This window comes from Mesoflavibacter sp. CH_XMU1422-2 (genome assembly GCF_037029245.1).
Taxonomy (GTDB): Bacteria; Bacteroidota; Bacteroidia; order Flavobacteriales; family Flavobacteriaceae; genus Mesoflavibacter; species Mesoflavibacter zeaxanthinifaciens.
Window position 1 is genome coordinate 183,806 of record NZ_JAYMEE010000062.1, and the last position, 19,182, is coordinate 202,987.

Sequence of the window (19,182 nt, forward strand, 5' to 3'; positions counted from 1 at the left end):
TTTATAACGACAAACAAAATTAAAATGAAGAATAAATTATGTGTCTATAACTGTTTGAAAATTAGTTTATTTAACACCTAAAACGTTTTAGATTTGTAAGAATTAAGCAAATTACTTACAAGTTATTTCTTGGTAAAACACACTAAAATTATATAATTACTTATTTTTACATTATAAAAAATAACATCATGAGCCAAATTAATTGGGAAACAGCCAAAGAATATCAAGATATAACTTATAGAAAATGTAATGGTGTTGCACGTATTGCATTTAACAGACCAGATGTACGTAACGCGTTTAGACCGCAAACAACAAAAGAATTATACGACGCTTTTTATGATGCAAATGAAGACACATCAATAGGTGTAGTTCTTTTATCTGCAGAAGGACCATCTTCTAAAGATGGAATTTACAGTTTTTGCTCCGGTGGCGATCAAAAAGCTAGAGGACATCAAGGTTATGTAGGAGAAGATGGTTACCATAGGTTAAATATTTTAGAGGTACAACGTTTAATTAGATTTATGCCAAAAGCTGTAATAGCTGTAGTCCCAGGATGGGCTGTTGGTGGCGGACACAGTTTGCACGTAGTTTGCGACCTTACTTTGGCAAGTAAAGAACATGCCATTTTTAAACAAACCGATGCTGATGTTACTAGTTTTGATGGTGGTTATGGATCTGCATATTTGGCAAAAATGGTAGGACAAAAAAAAGCACGCGAAATTTTCTTTTTAGGAAGAAATTATTCGGCACAAGAAGCATATGAAATGGGAATGGTAAATGCAGTTATACCACATGCAGATTTAGAGGACACTGCTTACGAATGGGCACAAGAAATCTTAGCTAAATCGCCAACATCTATCAAAATGCTAAAGTTTGCAATGAACTTAACAGACGATGGTATGGTTGGACAACAAGTTTTTGCAGGTGAAGCAACACGTTTAGCTTATATGACTGACGAAGCAAAAGAAGGTCGTGATGCCTTTTTGGAAAAACGTAAGCCTAATTTCCCTAAAAAATGGATTCCTTAAGATGAAAAACACTTTAAAATGGATATCTGCAATGCGCTTGCGTACGCTACCATTATCAATATCAGGAATAATTATAGCGTCTTGTTTTGCAGAATATAATGGTGTTTTTGATATAAAAATATTTGTATTAGCTATTTTAACAACACTTAGTTATCAAATCCTATCCAATTTAGCTAACGATTATGGAGATGGTGTAAAAGGCACTGATAATGATGATCGTATTGGACCACAAAGAGCATTACAAAGCGGTGCTATCACTAAGGAAGAAATGTTTAATGCAATAAGAATAAACATATTAATATCTATAGTTTTAATTGTGGGATTGGTCTATTATTCTTTTGGATCGGATAATCTTCTATTAGCTTTACTTTTTTTTGGTTTAGCAGGACTGGCAGTTAGAGCTGCTGTTAAATATACTGTTGGTAAGTCAGCGTATGGCTATCGAGGAAAAGGAGATATTTACGTATTTATATTTTTTGGTTTAGTAAGTGTTATAGGTTGTTATGTGCTTTATGCAAAGCAGATAGACCATGTAGTAATTTTACCAGCTATTAGTGTTGGTATGTTAAGTACAGCAGTATTAAATCTTAATAATATGAGAGATATAATCTCTGATACAAAATCAAATAAAATTACATTAGCGGTCAAATTAGGTAAAGAAAAAGCAAAAAACTACCATTACTTTTTAGTTGGAGGCGCTATGATTTGTGCTCTCGTTTTTAGTGTTTTATATTATACTTCTTCACCTTTTAGTTTATTATTTATCATTTCTTACATACCATTACTTATACATTTGTCTAAGGTAAATAAGGTGTTAAATCCAAAAGACTTTGATCCTGAATTAAAAAAACTTGCTCTTTCAACAGTTTTATTTAGTGTGCTGTTAGGTATAGGTTATTTATTATAAACTACTTTAAATGAAATTATTAAAACTTATTTTCTTAGCATTGTTACTTAGTAGCTGCCAATTCAATCAGTCAGTAAATAAAGACTTTAACACTGATACCTACACCAGAGGAAAAGGTCTTACATGTAACGATGTTTATATGACTATTAATGATGAAAAGGATAATAGAAATGAAATTATTTACGGAGAAAAAATAAAGTTTGTTTTTGATAATATATCAGGATTTAAAGTGGTCGAAGAGAAAGCATATCCTGCTATGTCAATTTATGTTGTTAAAAACCAAAAGGATACAGTTTTAAATATTCCAAATACGATTAAAGATATATCTGTTAATGGTACAGACTTAAAACCATTGCAATTACAAGCTCATATAACTGCAGGATTACCTTATTCTAAAAATGAGACATATAAAGTTTTTGTAGATATATGGGATACAAAAGGTAATGGCACTTACAATCTAGAAATGCCTTTTACGGTTAAAGAAAATGACCTTTTAAGGGTAAAGACTGAAGGGCTAGAATATTCTAATGTTTATTTATGGGACCAAAGCAAAGAGCAAGTATTGACAAGCAAAGATAATTTTAAATTTGGTAAAGAGTATTTATTATTTATTGAAGGTTTAGATGGATTATCAGTTAAGGACAGTCTTGTATATCCAATGTTTTCTTTAGATATTATTGATAATGATAAAGAGGAAATCTTATCAAGCAGTAATTTGTTTAATGTTAGTGAAACTAAAGGAGTATCTTACAATGATATAAAAGAAAAATTTTATGTAAATTTTAGTTTTACAGAAGGTTACTTGTCTAATCCTTGTAAATTAAAATCTGTTGTTAAAGATTTATATTCAGAAAAAGAAATAAGAATCTTAACAGAAATTAATATAGAAACTCAAGAATAACTATTTACCTGACATCACTTTTAATAACTAAACGGTGTAATAGTTTAGGGAAAAATCGTTTTAAATAAACTCCAAAAATTTCCTTTTTACCAATATATACTTCAAATTTTTCCTTTTGTATCGCTTTAATCATACGTTTACTGAATTCAGAAACTGTTAATCCTTTTTCAGTTGCTTGATCTTGTTTATTTTGTAAACTTCCATCACCTATTAAAGCATTTTTTGCAATATTAGTATTGACAAAACCAGGACAAACAATAGTTACTTTTATATTGTCTTTTTGATGTTCCATACGTAAAGCATCAAAAAAACCGTGTAAAGCATGTTTTGCGCCACAATATCCAGATCTGTAAGGAGAACTAAATTTACCCATCAGACTTGTAACCACTGCAAAATGCCCATTTTTATTTTTGATAAAATGTGGTAGTAAAGCTTTACTTAAAGCAACAGTACCTAAATAATCAACGTCTATCAATTTTTTGTCTACACTAATATCTGTATCCATAATTAATGATCGTTGACTAATACCACCATTATTAATTAAAATATCAATATTTCCAAAGCAGTTAACTGCGGTTTCAACAACAGTTTTCATGTTATTAATTTCGGCTAAATCAAAAGGAATAACAGCTACATTTTCAGGCGTTTTACAGGTTAGTTTTATAGCTTCTAATTTGGCTTTATTTCTTGCAGAAATAATTAACTTACAATCCATATTAGATAAATGTTCAACAAGACCTTTTCCTATTCCACTAGAGGCACCAGTTATCCAAACAACTTTATTGTTGAAGTTCATTCTGTCTATTTTTTAACCATTCATTTCTTAAATCATCGCTTAGTTTTCCTGTACCATCATGTTTCCAACCTGGTGGTTTTATTAGATAATTAATTCTATTTTTTAAAGAAATTTTATGTTTAAAAGTATCTTTAAACATAAAAAACCATTCTATAAAAGCAACTTTTACAGGATTATAAGTTTTAATGTTGCTAACTAATCCATAGATCACCTTTTCATCATCTAATTCTTCTTGAAATGTTCCAAAAAGTTTATCCCAAATAATTAAAATACCAGCATGGTTTCTGTCTAAATAAATAGGATTGCTTCCATGATGTACTCTATGATGCGATGGTGTATTAAATATAGCTTCAAACCATTTAGGCATTTTGTTAATAGCTTCTGTATGTATCCAAAATTGATACAGTAAACTTATTGACATTTGAAGTAAAATCATACCAGGATGAAATCCAACTAGAGGTAACCATAACCAAAAAATAAAGGTGTAAAAACCACCAGACCACGTTTGCCTTAAAGCTGTACTTAGGTTATAATGTTGAGAAGAATGATGAACAACATGCGAAGCCCAAAATAAACGACATTGATGAGATATCCTATGAAACCAGTAATAACTAAAATCGTCAGCAAAAAAGATTAAAACAAAACTCCACCAAGTTACAGGAATTGTAAAAAATCTAAAATTATCATACACAAAATAAAAGGCTGCTATAACAATAGCTTTACTTATAAACCCAAGTAAGACATTGCCAATGCCCATACTTAAAGACGTTACAGAGTCTTTAGTTTGATAAGATTTTAAATTTAATCTAACAGTATAGACCACTTCTACAACCATAGCTATTATAAAAAAAGGAATAGCATATAGTATAATATTAGGAAATTGATGCATTATAATTTGGGTTATATATGCACTAAAAATACAAAAATAATTACCTATTTTTGAAACTAACTTTATGAAAGCAACCTACAAAAAACATATTTTAAACTTTAAAGTGCCTAGCGGTACATCTAGAGGTATATTAAAAACCAAAGAAACTTGGTTTATAATCATTGAAAATGAAGATAAAAGAGGTATTGGAGAATGCGGAATTTTAAGAGGCTTAAGTACAGACGATAGACCAGATTACGAAGCACAATTACAATACACTTGCAATAATATTGAAAAAGGTTTAGATGTTCTTTATGCTGAAAATGAAGAATTTCCTAGCATTCAAATTGGATTAGAAATGGCTTTTAAAAGCTTAGAAGCTAAAGACCCTTTTATCTTGTTTCCATCTAATTTTTCAAAAGGTAATGACTCTATTCCGATCAACGGATTAATTTGGATGGGAGATAAGTCTTTTATGAATCAACAAATCCAACAAAAAATAGCAGATGGTTTTGATTGTATAAAGTTGAAAATTGGCGCTATAGATTTTCAAACAGAACTTGATATTTTAAAAGGGATTAGGCAAAATTTCAGCGAAAGCGATATAGAAATAAGAGTAGATGCTAATGGAGCTTTTAATATTGATTCTGCTTTAGAAAAACTTAAACGCTTATCTGACTATAAATTACATTCTATTGAGCAGCCAATAAAACCAAAACAATGGGAAGACATGGCAAAACTTTGTGAAAAAACACCTTTGGCGATAGCTTTAGATGAAGAATTAATAGGTGTTTTTAATGAAGAAAATAAGCAAGAATTATTAAGCACTATCAATCCACAATATATCATCTTAAAACCAAGTTTTATAGGCGGTTTTAAAGGTAGCAACACATGGATTACCCTTGCCGAAAAACAAAATATTGGCTGGTGGATTACCAGTGCTTTAGAAAGTAACGTTGGACTTAACGCTATTGCACAATACACCTATTTAAAAGAAGTCACAATGCCTCAAGGTTTAGGTACAGGTAGCTTATTTACCAACAATATTTCTTCACCATTAACAGTAAAAAATGGTACATTGCAATACAATACAAATTTAAATTGGGATTTTAATTTTTAACCTATGGATTATATAAAACAAGCCTTTTACGCTAAGCATGATGTATGGCGTTATATTGTTGGATTATTAATAATACTAGTTGCTTGGCAGTTTGTTGGCGCTATACCTTTAATGATTGCTTTAGTATTAGCAGTCGTTAAACAAGGAGGCAATTTAAATAATACGCCTACAGATATAGCAGGGTTGGTAGATCTTTTAGGTCAAAATAGCTTTTTGGTATTAATGTTAATCTCGTTTTTAATTGGTCTTATAAGTTTATTTTTAGTTGTTAAATTTATTCATAAACAATCCTTTACTTCATTAACAACAGCTAGAGCAAAAGTAGATTGGAAGCGTGTATTCTTTTCGTTTTTCTTTTGGGGAATTATATCATCTGCTATGGTGATTTTAGATTATCAATTAACACCAGAAGATTATGTGTGGAATTTCGATTTACAAAAATTCTTAGTTTTAGCAGTTATCGGTATCGTGTTGCTACCATTTCAAACCAGTTTTGAAGAATATTTATTTAGAGGCTATTTAATGCAAGGTATTGGTGTTGTTGCAAGAAATAGATGGTTACCACTTGTAATTACTTCAGTAATTTTCGGTGTAATGCACATTGCTAATCCAGAAGTAGAAAAACTAGGTTATGTTATTATGGTATATTATATAGGTACAGGGTTTTTCTTAGGAATCATAACTTTAATGGACGAAGGTATGGAGCTTGCACTTGGTTTTCACGCAGCAAATAACTTGTTTACAGCATTACTGGTAACTGCAGATTGGACAGCTTTACAAACAGATTCTATTTTAAAAGACATTTCAGAACCTGGTGAAATGGCTTTAGGAGAAATCTTTGTTCCGGTGTTTATAGTGTTCCCAATTCTATTATTTATTTTTTCTAAAATGTATAAATGGAATAACTGGAACGAAAGACTATTTGGTAAAGTTGAAGCTCCAGAATTAGATATAACTACAGATATTGGAAATGACACCAACGTATAAAAACATTCATAATCGTTTTAAATTAAACGGTACTCATTACAATTTTGAAGATTTAAAAGAAGTCGCTTATAGTTTTATTAAAGAAGGCTTAGATTTTGAAAAGCAAATAGGAGACTTTTTAAATCATTGGCAAGATGATAGCGAGTTTATCGATGTAAAAACTTCAGGATCTACAGGTCAGCCAAAAACCATTAGTTTAAGTAAGCAAGCTATGGTTAACTCTGCGATAGCTACAGGAGATTATTTTGGGTTAGAACCAGGTAATACAGCCTTAATGTGTCTTCCTGCAAATTATATAGCAGGAAAAATGATGTTAGTCCGTGCACTAATTTTAGGTTTAGAAATTGAAGTAATCGAACCAAAAACAAATCCAGTTTTTGATAACGAAGTGCACTACGATTTTTGTGCAATGATACCTATTCAAGTACAAAAAGCAATACAAAGATTAGATCATATTAACACGTTAATAATTGGTGGCGCTTCGGTAAATTATCAATTAAAAGAAAAGCTTCAAAATTTAAAAGTGAATGCTTATGAAACTTATGGAATGACCGAAACCATTACTCACGTTGCTGTAAAAAAGCTAAATAACTTCAATACAGATAAGGATTATAATACTGTTGAAGCGTCTTATTTTGAGACCTTACCAAATATCAAAATATCGCAAAACAAATCGCAATGTTTAGTTATTGATGCACCAAATATTTTAGAGGAAACAATAGAAACAAACGATGTTGTAAAATTACATTCTGCAACTAGCTTTGAATGGTTAGGACGCAAAGACAATGTGATTAATTCTGGTGGAGTAAAACTGTTTCCAGAACAAATTGAAGCCAAATTACAGTCTCAAATAGCTTCACGATTTTTTATTTCAAAAGAAAATAATGATAAGTTTGGAGAGCAAGTTATACTTGTTGTAGAAGATAAAGATTTCAACTTAAAATCTTCAGATTTAAAAGATTTATCTAAGTTAGAAGTGCCTAAAAATATCTACACTGTAGATAAATTTATAGAAACATCTTCAGGAAAAATAAACAGAGGTAAAACATTACAACTACTTCAAAAGTAGACTTCACTCAACAAAAAACACACTTTACTCAATAGTAGTTTTATAAGTATTGGTTTGATTATAGTTTAGTTTTAAACTTTAAAACCAAGGATTATGAAAACAATTCTATCATTAGTATTATTTCTGTTTTTAACGGTCATTAATGCACAAGAAACAACGCTCACAACTAAATCTTTAAAACTTGATAATCTAATTTCATTTGTAGCAGACAATTTTCCTTTGCAATCAGAAAATAATAACGAAGATGACGAAGATTATGAAGAAGAACAAATCCAATTAAACTATCAAGTCACTTTTTTATTAGAAACAACGACTTCAAATTTTTCTGATGAAGATGAAATTATATTAAAGCAAGCCTTTAAATTTTTATCAAATAGATTAAGTAAAGAAGATAAGCTTTCAATAGTCGTTTATTCTGGTCAAAACGGATTATTATTAGACAACCAATCACCAAAATCACTTAAAAAAATTCTTCATGCATTAAGTGATGTAAAAAAGAATATAATCGAAGAGTATGATGATGGAATTGAAGACGCTTATTCTCATGCAAACTCAAATTTCAACACAGAATCTCATAATATTTTAGTTATGGTAAGAAATCCAGATGCTAAAGTAGAAACTAGTGAAACAGAAGAAATTGTTGAAACCTTAAAAGCAAACGGAGCAAAAACTAAGGATAATAGTATCGTGCTTTTAACAGCTATTTCATTACTACCAGAATTAATCGAAGTTATTAAAAAATAAAACCATCAATTATGAAACTATTTTTAAAATCAATTTTAGTACTTTTTACAATAGTACAAATACAAGCACAAGAAAAAGTAATAAGCGGTGTTGTCTCTGATGAGAATGGGTTACCATTACCATCTGCAACCGTTTTAGTTAAAGGAACATCAAATGGCATTCAAACCGATTTTGACGGAAAATACACTATAAAAGCACAACTTGGAGATTTATTAGTATTTAGTTACGTTGGTTACAATACAAAAGAAGTTACAGTAGGATCTTCTAATACAATAAATGTTAGTATGGTACCAGATAATAATTTAGACGAAGTTATCGTAGTTGGTTATGGTACAACTAGACATCGTGTAAAAAAAGAAAGAATAAAAAATGCTAGTCAATTAGTAAGTAACAAACAGCAAGAACATTCTAATGTCACTCAAGCTTTAACCGGTCAAGTAGCAGGTGTAGCTGTAATAAATTCTTCTGGACAACCTGGTAATACAGCTAATATTAGAATTAGAGGCTATAATTCAATTAATGATAACGAACCTTTATACATAATTGACGGAAAAATTTCTAGCAAAGACGATTTAAATACTATTAAAGCAAGAAAAGTATCAGAAGTTAAAGTTGCTAAAAATTTTGTTGGACAAGCACTTTATGGAGACAAAGGAAAATACGGAGTGGTTTTTGTAAAAACTAAAAATAGCAATTATGTACTACCAGATATAGAAAGTATTGAAAACGAATCTTACACAAAAATTCACGAGAACAAGTTTAAAACTGTAAGTGCATCACCATTATCAACATTTTCAATAGATGTAGATAAAGCAGGTTATAGCAATGTAAGACGCTTAATTAATAACGGTCAATTTGTACCAGCAAATGCTGTGAAAATTGAAGAAATGGTTAATTATTTCAATTATAATTATCCGCAACCAAAAGACGAGCATCCATTTTCTATCCATACAGAAGTCGCAAAAACACCATGGAATCAAGACACAAAATTGGTTAAAATTGGATTACAAGGTAAAATTTATGAAAATGAAAATTTACCAGCAGCCAATCTTACATTTTTAATTGATGTATCTGGTTCTATGGGAAGTCCAAATAAGCTAGGATTATTAAAACAAGCATTTAAATTATTAGTAAATCAGCTTAGAGAAAAAGACAAAGTATCTATCGTGGTTTATGCAGGAGCAGCAGGAGTTGTTTTAAAACCAACATCTGGTAAACATAAAGATATAATTATTGAGGCTTTAGATAATTTAGAATCCGGCGGTTCTACAGCTGGTGGCGCAGGTATACAATTAGCATACAAATTAGCACAAGAAAACTTTAATAAAAAAGGCAATAACAGAGTGATTTTAGCAACCGATGGTGATTTCAATGTTGGCGCATCTTCAGATCAAGATATGGAAGATTTAATTACTGAAAAACGTAAATCTGGCGTATTTCTTTCGGTTTTAGGTTTTGGTTATGGAAATTACAAAGATTCTAAATTAGAAACTTTAGCCGATAAAGGTAACGGTAATCACGCTTACATAGATACAATGCAAGAAGCTAGACGTATTTTTGAAAGTGAATTTGGCGGAACGTTATTTACCATTGCAAAAGATGTAAAATTACAAGTAGAATTTAACCCAAATAAAGTACAAGCTTACCGATTAATTGGTTACGAAAATAGATTGTTAGCAGACGAAGATTTTATTGATGATACTAAAGATGCTGGCGAATTAGGTGCAGGACATACCGTAACAGCACTTTATGAAGTGATTCCTGTTGGTGTAAAAAGCGAATTTATTAAAGATGAAATAGATTTAAAATACACAGACAAAAAAGCAAATAACAATTATTCTGATGAGTTGTTTACAGTAAAATTCAGATACAAAAAACCAGACGAAGATACGAGCATAGAAATGGTTCATGTTCAAAAAGATGAAACAACAGAAGCTTCCGAAAACATGAATTTTGCTAGCGCAGTTGCTTTATTTGGTATGCAATTAAGACAATCTCAGTTTTATAATAACGCATCTCAAGATTTAGTGATACAATTAGCAGAAAAGGGAAGAGGAGAAGATAAAAACGGTTATCGTGCAGAATTTATTAGACTCGCAAAAACACAAACATTTTAATTAATTGTTAATGAATTTAGAACTAGATTGTATTTTTAATTTTTAATCATTTATTTTTACGGTCTAACTTAAAATACAATCTATGAGTTCTAAATTTTACGATTTTAAAAACTTAAAAGGAGATTTAACTGGCGGATTAGTAGCTGGTGTAGTTGCTTTACCTTTAGCATTAGCATTTGGTGTACAATCTGGTTTAGGTGCAATTGCAGGACTTTATGGCGCAATAGCGGTTGGTATTTTTGCTGCTATTTTTGGTGGTACAGCAACACAAGCAAGTGGACCAACTGGTCCAATGACGGTTGTTTCTGCAGCATTAGTTGCTGCTTCCATAGAAATTACCGGTAGTTTGGAAGCTGCAATGCCAATCATAATTCTTACGTTTTTATTAGGTGGAATTTTTCAGATTGTTTTTGGGTTTTTAAACATTGCAGGTTACGTTAAATACTTTCCTTATCCCGTAGTTTCTGGATTTATGAGTGGCGTAGGATTAATAATAATTATCCTTCAGTTGTTTCCATTTGTAGGATTAAGTTCGGCTAAATCTACATGGTTAGTGATGCAGGATTTACCTAGACTGTTTTCAGATTTTAACTGGCAAGCTTTAGTTTTAGGTGTCATAACAATTATTGTTTATTTTGTTTTTCCGTATATAACAAAAGCGATTCCTAGTGCTTTGGTTGCTTTAATTTTTTCATCTGTATTATCATTTTTGTTAAAATGGGACGTACCAATTATTGGCGAAATTCCTTCAGGTTTACCAAGTTTACAAGTTTCTGGACTATTTTCAATAGATGCCAGTGCTTACGCTTTAGTGTTAGAATACGCTCTCGTTTTAGCTGTTTTAGGCTCGATAGATTCGTTATTAACTTCAGTTATTGCAGATAATATGACCAAAACAAAACACAATAGTAATCGCGAATTAATTGGTCAAGGAATTGGTAACTCAATTGCTGCAATTTTTGGTGGTATTCCTGGTGCTGGCGCAACCAAAGGAACAGTGATAAACATAAATTCTGGCGGACGTACAAGATTATCTGGCGCAACACACGGTTTGTTTTTATTAGCGGTTTTATTAGGTTTAGGTAAGTTAGCAGCATTTATTCCGTTATCGGTTTTAGCTGGATTATTAATTCCAATTGCGTTTAAAATTATTGATGTTAAAGGCTTAAAACATTTACTAGTTGTACCAAGAGCAGATGCTGTAGTTTTAATAATTGTTTTATTAATTACAACATTCGGTAGTTTAATACAAGCAGTAGGAATTGGGTTATTATTAGCCTCTTTATTATTTATGAAACGCGCTAGTGACATAGGTGAAAAAGGCATGGAAGTTGGTACTTTGGCTGGTTTTGATGGTGAAAAACCTTGGCAAGACGAAAAAGAATTTTACGAAGCGCATAAGGACAAAGTATACATTAAACACCTTTACGGACCGTTATTTTTTGGATTTACCTCTCATTTTCAAGATGAAATCGCAAACATTCCAGAGCAAGTAAAGGCGTTAATTATTAGATTAGATCGTGTACCATACATTGATCAATCTGGTTTATATGCTTTAGAAAATGCAGTGTTAGAATTAGAACAACGTGGTATACAAGTACTTTTAACAGCTGTACAAGAACAACCAAAAGACAAATTAATATCTATAGATATTGTACCAGATTTAATATCTGAAGAACATATTTTTGAAACTATAGAAGATGCTTACGCGTATTTAAGAACACATTTTAAATTATAGCAGTTACAGTCTGTCTTTGTATACCAAATCTTCGTTTAGGTTATAGGCTTTCCAAAGTCCAATTGGTTTGTCTTTACGGTATTTACCGCTAATTTTTAAAATACCATTTGGATAAAATTCTTGGTATTTACCGTGTTTTAAACCGTCCTTAAGTTCGACTATAATATGAGGTTTTCCGTTAGCGTAGTTTTTGGTGGATGTTTTTGCAGTTAAGTCTGTTGGATATAATTCAGCAACATTAAATACTGTGTTTTTATCTAAATTTTCTTTGGTAATTTCTATAGAATAAGATGAAGTATATTGCTTTTCTTCTTTAAAGGTGAAATTGTTTTTAACAGATTCTAAATCATTGTATTGCATAACAATTTTACTGCTAAAAAACTTGTTTTCTGGTGTTAATTGTAATCCAATTTGAGGAAAACAAATAAAGTAATCTTTGTTAGCTTTTAGTTGTTTTTTGGTATCATTATCTACAAATTGGTAAGCCGAATTATATAAACTTGGCGTGTTAATGTAGGCAAAAACACTTGATCTATTTTCAAATCTATCTTCAAAATCTTTAAAAGCTTCAAAATTAGTAAGCGTTTCTTTGTCAATGTAAGTGTTTATAATACTTTTAAGCGTGTTTGGATGATTGCTAAACACCACATAATCATCAATTATAGTGAAGTAAGGCTTTTCAATATCTTCAAATAATCCGCCTAAAAACAGTTTAAAAAAGCCTTTAATTTGCATGAAATTAATAGCGTAACCTTTGTAGTTTATTTCTTTGAATTTTACAGGACTTCGTTTTCTAATTTGTTCTAAAACAAAACCCAAATTTTCTTTAGCATCATCTTTATGTTTTGCTTTTAAAACTAAAGCGACATCTTGTTTAGATTGCGAAACCGACGAATGTAATTGAAGCAAAGCCACTTCGTCATCAACCCAATTTATAAAGTGTCTTTTTATATTTATTTTAAGGAAACTTTCGACTTGCTCGATACCTTTGCTATAAGATTTAAATTGTTCTGGATTTTCTTTTTGAAGCGTCTCAAAATTTTCATAAAATTCAGAAAAACGACTGAAACCAAAGCTAAGATATAACGCGGTTTGTTTTGGTGCTATTTCGGTAATACTACGTCCGCCTTTACCTGATTTTTGTAAGGCTTTAAGGTAGATACCAGCATTTGGATTAACATTTGTAATTCCATTTGCGGTAATGATATTTTTATTTAAATCGAAACTAAAGCCACTAAACGCTAAACTTTTACTAATTGATGTGGTTAGTGTGTTTGGTTTATTGGAGAATACTTTGACAAATTCATCTAAATAATCATATTGAAAATATAGACGAAACATATCATCACCGTCGACTTCTTTTTTAACCTCTAAAAAATTAAGATTCCTACCAATTTCTGGTTCTAAATATTGATCAATAGAGGCTTCTACTAACGTGTGCACGTAGGACGCAATCATTTGATTTTTAATAAAACTTATGTATAGCGTTTCGTGTGTTTTGTTATCGTAAACTTCAGTGATTTCATGAGTTTTATAATCTCGTTTACTCACTTTGTAATTGTTGTTTACAACAGTATTTAAATGCGACTTTAATACATTTAACCGAGATAGTTTTTGTAGGTCGACTACATAAAAAAAGCCATATTTTTTTGGCGCATACACGTGAGCAGAAACTAAAACATCTCTGTTACCAATACGATTAAAAACCGATTCTTTTTCTTTAAAAATAGAATCGAGTTTATTTAGATTTTTAGCAAGCGTATTAAAATAGTCGTTAGTGTTTAGATGTTGCCAAATTTCACTTTCACTAATGGTAGCCCAATTATCTACAGGTTGATCGGTTTTGATAACATAAACCGCATCTTTTGGTACTAAATATATGGATTGAATGTTATCGTTTGTAGCAAAGTAAAACACATAAACTTGATACAAACAAAAAGCTATAAACAATACTCCTAAAGCAGATAAAATGGGGCGTTTTTTCATTAATTACACTTGTAAAACACCCATATTAAAAGGTTTTTCGATAGGCGAGTGGTTAGCTGCTTCTATACCCATACTTATCCATGTTCTTGTATCTAACGGATCTATAACTGCATCTGTCCAAATACGTGCTGCAGCGTAATAAGGTGATACTTGATTGTCGTATCTCGCTTTTATTTTATTAAATAATTCTTCTTCTTTTTCTTTAGTAATGTCTTCACCTTTTTTCTTTAAAGAAGCAGTTTCTATTTGTAATAAAACTTTTGCAGCACTATTACCACTCATAACTGCTAACTCTGCACTTGGCCAAGCAGCTATTAAAGTAGGGTCATAAGCTTTTCCGCACATAGCGTAGTTACCAGCACCATAACTATTACCAACTACAATTGTAAATTTTGGAACAACGCTGTTACTAACTGCATTAACCATTTTGGCACCATCTTTTATGATACCGCCATGTTCACTTTTGCTACCAACCATAAAACCGGTAACATCTTGTAAAAACACTAACGGAATTTTTTTCTGGTTACAATTAGCAATAAATCTGGTTGCTTTATCTGCGCTATCATTATAGATTACTCCACCAAATTGCATTTCGGTTGGTTTGGTTTTAGAGCCTTTAGTTTTTACCAATGTACGTTGGTTGGCTACAATACCTACAGCCCAACCATCAATACGCGCGTAGGCAGTTATAATGGTTTGTCCGTAACCTTCTTTATATTCATCAAATTCAGAATTATCTACTAATCGTTTGATAATTTCTTTCATATCATATTGATCGGCGCGAGATCTTGGTAAAATCCCATAAATATCTTCTGGATTATCTTTAGGTTTTTTAGCATCTATACGATTATAACCAGCTTTATCATAATCGCCAATTTTATCTACAATTCGCTTAATTTTATCTAAAGCATCTTTATCGTCTGCAGCTTTATAGTCTGTAACGCCACTAATTTCGCAATGCGTAGTTGCGCCGCCAAGAGTTTCGTTATCTATACTTTCGCCAATTGCAGCTTTTACTAAATAACTACCAGCAAGAAATATACTTCCGGTTTTGTCTACAATTAAAGCTTCATCACTCATAATAGGTAAGTAAGCGCCACCAGCAACACAACTTCCCATAACAGCAGCAATTTGTGTAATTCCCATACTACTCATTACCGCGTTGTTTCTAAAGATGCGTCCAAAATGTTCTTTATCTGGGAAAATTTCGTCTTGCATTGGTAAATAAACACCAGCAGAATCTACAAGGTAGATAATTGGTAATCGGTTTTCTATAGCAATTTCTTGCGCACGTAAGTTTTTCTTTCCTGTAATCGGGAACCATGCACCAGCTTTAACTGTAGCATCGTTAGCAACAACAATACATTGTTTACCACTTATGTAACCTATTTTTACAACAACGCCACCAGAAGGACAACCACCATGTTCTTCGTACATGTCTTCTCCTGCAAATGCTCCAATTTCAATAGATTTTCTTTTACTATCTAAAAGATAATCAATACGTTCTCTTGCTGTAAGTTTACCTTTTTCATGATGTTTAGCAATACGCTTTTCTCCGCCACCAAGCTTTACTTTAGCTAATTTTTTCTTTAGTTCTGAGACTAATAATTTATTGTGATCTTCGTTTTTATTGAAGTTTAAATCCATAGAATGTCATTTTTTCACGAATTTACAAAAAGTAAATGCTTTTTAATACAAAAAATGTAATACGTTAATTAATTCATAAAATGTTACCATTGTAAATATATTCCTTGGAATATAAATTTATATTTCCTAATTTTGTATTAACAAACAAAAAGATATTTACAATGAAAAAAATAATAGCTTTTGCAGGAAGTGATAGTAAAACATCTATTAATAAGCAATTAGTAACATATGCTTCTAATCTAATCAATGGTTTTGAGGTTGAAATTTTAGACCTTAATGACTATCCATTACCAACATATAGTGTAAATATTGAAAAGGATTCTGGTTTTCCTGAAAACGCGAAGTTGTTTTTAGAAAAGTTAAAGACTGCAGATGCTTTTATAATTTCTCTTGCAGAGCATAATAACGCTTATACAGCAGTTTTTAAGAGTTTAATGGATTGGTTATCTAGAATAGAGTTAAATTTCTTTTTTAACAAACCTTTACTTTTAATGAGTACTTCACCAGGAGCAAGAGCTGCAATTTCGTCTTTTAGTATGGGTGAAGAAAGGTTTCCAAGACATTCAGCAGAGATTGTTTCAACATTTAATTTACCATCTTTCAATGATAATTTTAAAGATGAAAAAATTATTGATCATGCATTAAATGAAGAATTAAAGCAGGCGGTAGATAAATTAACATCAGTTTTAAATAAATAATATTATGTCAAGTTTTTCAGAAGCTATAAATTCATCTTTTAAAGATAATAGAGTTAAGGCTATGCTTAATATTCTATATACTGCAAATTGGATTTCTAGTCATCAAAATGAATTTTTTAAGCAGTTTGGGTTGTCTCCACAACAATATAATATTTTAAGAATTTTAAGAGGCGCTAAAGAACCAATTAAGGTACAAACTATTAAAGAACGTATGGTAGAACGTGCACCTAACTTAACACGACTTACCGATAAATTATGTGATAAAAATTTAATAGAACGCATTCCTTTTGAAGGTGATAGACGTGTTGTTTTGATTGGTATTACTAAACAAGGATTAGAATTATTAGAAAAAATAGATCCGCAAAGTCCACAATTAAATTTATTAAAAAATTTAAACGAAGAAGAAGCTAACCAACTTAGTGACTTATTAGATAAAATGAGGAATTAATATTGGGAAAATATTGCTAAAAGAAAAGAAAAAAATGAAAACAATTGTACACAAAGCAGAAGATCGTGGATATGCAAACCACGGATGGTTACAAGCTAATCATAGTTTTAGTTTTGCTAATTTTTTTAACCCAGAAAAAGTTCAATTTGGAGCTTTAAGAGTCTTAAATGACGACATTATAGCTCCAAGTATGGGATTTAGTACGCATCCACATGATAATATGGAAATTATTACAATTCCTTTAAAAGGAACTTTAAAACATAAAGATTCTATGGGTAACACATGGGAAATGGTAGAAGCAGGAGAAGTACAAGTAATGAGCGCTGGAAGTGGCGTACAACATTCTGAAATGAATGCAAAAACAGACGAGTATTTAAATTTATTTCAAATTTGGATATTTCCTGATAAAAAAAATGTAAATCCACGTTATGATCAAAAACATTTTAATGCAGAAGATAGGCAAGGTAAATTACAAACCTTAGTATCTTCTATAGATAATAATGATGAAGGTTTAAAAATTCATCAAAATGCCAAATTATCAAGAATTGATTTGTCAAAAGATGAGTCTCTTACTTATAATTTGATAAGTGAAAATCATGGTGTTTACATTATGACCATTTCTGGAAGTTTTTCAGTAGAAAATAATGAATTAGAAACCAGAGATGCAATAGGTGTTTATGAAACTAAAGATTTTTCCTTAAAGACTAAGGAAGACACTCAGCTTCTGTTCATAGAAGTACCGATGAGCTAATACATTTTTAAAGTATAATTTATAAAAAAAGCACTCTAAAAAGAGTGCTTTTTTTATTTAATGTTTTCTAATTAGAATAATGATTCCCGCAAGAATAATTCCTGTACCAGCCATAGCAGCTCCAACCCAATCTGCAGAGGTATAACCGTAACCCATTGCAATTGGTAGTCCTGCAAAATACGCACCAGATGCATTACCAATATTAAATGCACTTTGATTTAAAGAAGAGCCTAAGGTTTCAGAGCCTTTTGATGCTTTTATTATCAATAATTGTATAGGTGTTGAAATTGAAAAAGCTACAACACCGATAATAAAAGTCATTACTAAAACCATTATTTTATCATGTGCCGCATACGTATTGATAATTAAACAAATAACCATTAAAATTAAGACAATAGTAACAGCATAAAGGGATGAGAATTTTTCAGCTAATTTTGCACCAACAAAATTACCTATAACCATACCTAAACCTGCCAATATCATTGCATATGTAACAATATCTTCTGTGTGATGAGCAACTTCAGTAATTAACGGAGCAATGTAACTATACCAAGCAAAGAATCCGCCAGTTCCAATAGTTGTTAAAAGAACGATTAACCAAAGTTCGGCACGTTTAAAGATTTTAAATTCTTCTAAAAAGCTTTTATCAGAAGAATTTTTTAAAAGTGGCATCCAAAATTTAACACCTAAAACAGCCATAACACCAACCAAACCAACAAGCAAGAAAGACACATTCCAAGAGAAATTTTTACCTAAATAAGTACCTAGTGGTACGCCTAATAGATTGGCAAATGTTAGTCCGCTAAACATTATAGCTATGCCTTGTGCTTCTTTACCAGGTTTAGATAATTTACCAGCAACAACAGCACCAATACCAAAAAAAGCACCATGTGGTAAACCAGATAAAAAACGTAATATAATGAAAGAATTATAGCCAGTTGCAAAAGCAGATAAGGTGTTAAACACCGTAAACCAAACCATTAAACCCAAAAGCATTTTGTTTGACGGAAATTTGCTTCCAAAAGCTGTTATAGTTGGAGCACCAACAACAACACCTAATGCATAAGCAGATATAAAATGACCTGCAATAGGAATACTTACATTAAAAGCAGTTGCTACATCTGGTAGAATTCCCATAATAACAAATTCAGTAAGTCCAATTCCAAATCCGCCAATTGCTAAAGATAGTAAGGCTTTATTCATATAAAGAGGTAGTTTAAGGATAAAACAAGTTACAAATGTAATTTGTACAATTAACTTTAGAATCCTTAATTTTTATAATAATATGTTAATTGAAAACTCTTTAAAATAACCCCTAAAAAATTACTAAATAAAGAAAAAAAGAGAATCACTTTAATTAATTTATAATAGATAAAT

At 30.9% G+C, this 19,182-nt stretch carries 17 protein-coding genes; 12 read left to right on the forward strand and 5 right to left on the reverse strand.

All coding sequences use genetic code 11. The features are described 5' to 3' along the window. Positions 1-188 precede the first annotated feature (188 nt). The 3 genes from WA340_RS10180 to WA340_RS10190 are packed head-to-tail and all read left to right on the forward strand — an operon-like array spanning position 189 to position 2,836. Positions 189-1,028 (forward strand): 1,4-dihydroxy-2-naphthoyl-CoA synthase, encoded by an 840-nt coding sequence (locus WA340_RS10180; RefSeq protein WP_027878857.1) that lies wholly within the window; start codon positions 189-191, stop codon positions 1,026-1,028. Between the two features lies 1 nt (position 1,029). Next, the gene (gene menA, locus WA340_RS10185) at positions 1,030-1,935 is read left to right on the forward strand and encodes a 1,4-dihydroxy-2-naphthoate octaprenyltransferase (protein ID WP_336128888.1); all 906 of its coding nucleotides are present in this window, start codon (positions 1,030-1,032) and stop codon (positions 1,933-1,935) included. A 10-nt stretch (positions 1,936-1,945) separates the two neighbouring features. Continuing rightward, positions 1,946-2,836, forward strand: coding sequence for a hypothetical protein (locus WA340_RS10190; protein WP_336128889.1), 891 nt, complete (start codon positions 1,946-1,948; stop codon positions 2,834-2,836). A gap of 4 nt (positions 2,837-2,840) precedes the next feature. On the opposite strand, the gene WA340_RS10195 is transcribed toward WA340_RS10190, so the two are convergent. Then, positions 2,841-3,632: an SDR family oxidoreductase gene (locus WA340_RS10195; RefSeq protein ID WP_336128890.1), complete on the reverse strand. Its 792-nt coding sequence runs from the start codon at positions 3,630-3,632 to the stop codon at positions 2,841-2,843. Further along, positions 3,616-4,521, reverse strand: coding sequence for a sterol desaturase family protein (locus tag WA340_RS10200; protein WP_336128892.1), 906 nt, complete (start codon positions 4,519-4,521; stop codon positions 3,616-3,618). The genes WA340_RS10195 and WA340_RS10200 overlap by 17 nt, the downstream gene beginning before the upstream one ends. Positions 4,522-4,585: 64 nt before the next feature. Between WA340_RS10200 and WA340_RS10205 the strand changes: the two genes are divergently transcribed. From WA340_RS10205 to WA340_RS10230, 6 genes are all read left to right on the forward strand, one after another. Next, a complete protein-coding gene (locus tag WA340_RS10205; protein WP_336128893.1) occupies positions 4,586-5,620 on the forward strand; it encodes an o-succinylbenzoate synthase in 1,035 nt (344 codons plus the stop codon). A gap of 3 nt (positions 5,621-5,623) precedes the next feature. Beyond that, positions 5,624-6,607, forward strand: coding sequence for a CPBP family intramembrane glutamic endopeptidase (locus WA340_RS10210; RefSeq protein ID WP_336128894.1), 984 nt, complete (start codon positions 5,624-5,626; stop codon positions 6,605-6,607). Then, positions 6,591-7,676: an AMP-binding protein gene (locus WA340_RS10215; RefSeq protein ID WP_336128896.1), complete on the forward strand. Its 1,086-nt coding sequence runs from the start codon at positions 6,591-6,593 to the stop codon at positions 7,674-7,676. Before WA340_RS10210 ends, WA340_RS10215 begins: the two co-directional genes overlap by 17 nt. Positions 7,677-7,769: 93 nt before the next feature. Continuing rightward, positions 7,770-8,420, forward strand: coding sequence for a hypothetical protein (locus WA340_RS10220; RefSeq protein WP_336128898.1), 651 nt, complete (start codon positions 7,770-7,772; stop codon positions 8,418-8,420). An 11-nt stretch (positions 8,421-8,431) separates the two neighbouring features. Further along, positions 8,432-10,537, forward strand: coding sequence for a YfbK domain-containing protein (locus WA340_RS10225; protein ID WP_336128900.1), 2,106 nt, complete (start codon positions 8,432-8,434; stop codon positions 10,535-10,537). An 82-nt stretch (positions 10,538-10,619) separates the two neighbouring features. Further along, complete coding sequence (locus WA340_RS10230) at positions 10,620-12,275, forward strand: SulP family inorganic anion transporter (RefSeq protein WP_336128902.1); 1,656 nt, start codon at positions 10,620-10,622, stop codon at positions 12,273-12,275. A 3-nt stretch (positions 12,276-12,278) separates the two neighbouring features. On the opposite strand, the gene WA340_RS10235 is transcribed toward WA340_RS10230, so the two are convergent. Together WA340_RS10235 and WA340_RS10240 are read right to left on the reverse strand one after the other, a co-directional pair. After that, positions 12,279-14,261 carry a DUF3352 domain-containing protein gene (locus WA340_RS10235; protein ID WP_336128903.1) on the reverse strand — a complete coding sequence of 661 codons (1,983 nt, stop codon included), beginning with the start codon at positions 14,259-14,261 and terminating at the stop codon, positions 12,279-12,281. Between the two features lie 3 nt (positions 14,262-14,264). Continuing rightward, a complete protein-coding gene (locus WA340_RS10240) occupies positions 14,265-15,908 on the reverse strand; it encodes an acyl-CoA carboxylase subunit beta (protein ID WP_336128905.1) in 1,644 nt (547 codons plus the stop codon). Between the two features lie 161 nt (positions 15,909-16,069). On the opposite strand from WA340_RS10240, the gene WA340_RS10245 reads away from it, so the two are divergent. The 3 genes from WA340_RS10245 to WA340_RS10255 are packed head-to-tail and all read left to right on the forward strand — an operon-like array spanning position 16,070 to position 17,805. Then, the gene (locus WA340_RS10245) at positions 16,070-16,606 is read left to right on the forward strand and encodes an NADPH-dependent FMN reductase (RefSeq protein ID WP_336128907.1); all 537 of its coding nucleotides are present in this window, start codon (positions 16,070-16,072) and stop codon (positions 16,604-16,606) included. 4 nt (positions 16,607-16,610) lie between these two features. Then, positions 16,611-17,054, forward strand: a complete 444-nt coding sequence (locus WA340_RS10250; protein ID WP_336128909.1) for a MarR family winged helix-turn-helix transcriptional regulator — start codon at positions 16,611-16,613, stop codon at positions 17,052-17,054. A gap of 34 nt (positions 17,055-17,088) precedes the next feature. Then, positions 17,089-17,805 carry a pirin family protein gene (locus tag WA340_RS10255; RefSeq protein ID WP_336128911.1) on the forward strand — a complete coding sequence of 239 codons (717 nt, stop codon included), beginning with the start codon at positions 17,089-17,091 and terminating at the stop codon, positions 17,803-17,805. A gap of 57 nt (positions 17,806-17,862) precedes the next feature. Here WA340_RS10255 and WA340_RS10260 read toward each other — a convergent pair whose 3' ends face one another. After that, on the reverse strand, positions 17,863-19,008 hold the full coding sequence (locus WA340_RS10260; protein WP_336128913.1) for an MFS transporter: 1,146 nt from the start codon (positions 19,006-19,008) through the stop codon (positions 17,863-17,865). Positions 19,009-19,182 lie beyond the last annotated feature (174 nt).

Coding starts and splice junctions, on each gene's coding strand:
- WA340_RS10215 (WP_336128896.1), top strand. CDS start 6,591: ATGACACCAACGTATAAAAACATTCATAATCGTTTTAAATTAAACGGT.
- menA (WP_336128888.1), top strand. CDS start 1,030: ATGAAAAACACTTTAAAATGGATATCTGCAATGCGCTTGCGTACGCTA.
- WA340_RS10240 (WP_336128905.1), bottom strand. CDS start 15,908: ATGGATTTAAACTTCAATAAAAACGAAGATCACAATAAATTATTAGTC.
- WA340_RS10225 (WP_336128900.1), top strand. CDS start 8,432: ATGAAACTATTTTTAAAATCAATTTTAGTACTTTTTACAATAGTACAA.
- WA340_RS10210 (WP_336128894.1), top strand. CDS start 5,624: ATGGATTATATAAAACAAGCCTTTTACGCTAAGCATGATGTATGGCGT.
- WA340_RS10220 (WP_336128898.1), top strand. CDS start 7,770: ATGAAAACAATTCTATCATTAGTATTATTTCTGTTTTTAACGGTCATT.
- WA340_RS10230 (WP_336128902.1), top strand. CDS start 10,620: ATGAGTTCTAAATTTTACGATTTTAAAAACTTAAAAGGAGATTTAACT.
- WA340_RS10255 (WP_336128911.1), top strand. CDS start 17,089: ATGAAAACAATTGTACACAAAGCAGAAGATCGTGGATATGCAAACCAC.
- WA340_RS10195 (WP_336128890.1), bottom strand. CDS start 3,632: ATGAACTTCAACAATAAAGTTGTTTGGATAACTGGTGCCTCTAGTGGA.
- WA340_RS10260 (WP_336128913.1), bottom strand. CDS start 19,008: ATGAATAAAGCCTTACTATCTTTAGCAATTGGCGGATTTGGAATTGGA.
- WA340_RS10235 (WP_336128903.1), bottom strand. CDS start 14,261: ATGAAAAAACGCCCCATTTTATCTGCTTTAGGAGTATTGTTTATAGCT.
- WA340_RS10250 (WP_336128909.1), top strand. CDS start 16,611: ATGTCAAGTTTTTCAGAAGCTATAAATTCATCTTTTAAAGATAATAGA.
- WA340_RS10190 (WP_336128889.1), top strand. CDS start 1,946: ATGAAATTATTAAAACTTATTTTCTTAGCATTGTTACTTAGTAGCTGC.
- WA340_RS10205 (WP_336128893.1), top strand. CDS start 4,586: ATGAAAGCAACCTACAAAAAACATATTTTAAACTTTAAAGTGCCTAGC.
- WA340_RS10200 (WP_336128892.1), bottom strand. CDS start 4,521: ATGCATCAATTTCCTAATATTATACTATATGCTATTCCTTTTTTTATA.
- WA340_RS10180 (WP_027878857.1), top strand. CDS start 189: ATGAGCCAAATTAATTGGGAAACAGCCAAAGAATATCAAGATATAACT.
- WA340_RS10245 (WP_336128907.1), top strand. CDS start 16,070: ATGAAAAAAATAATAGCTTTTGCAGGAAGTGATAGTAAAACATCTATT.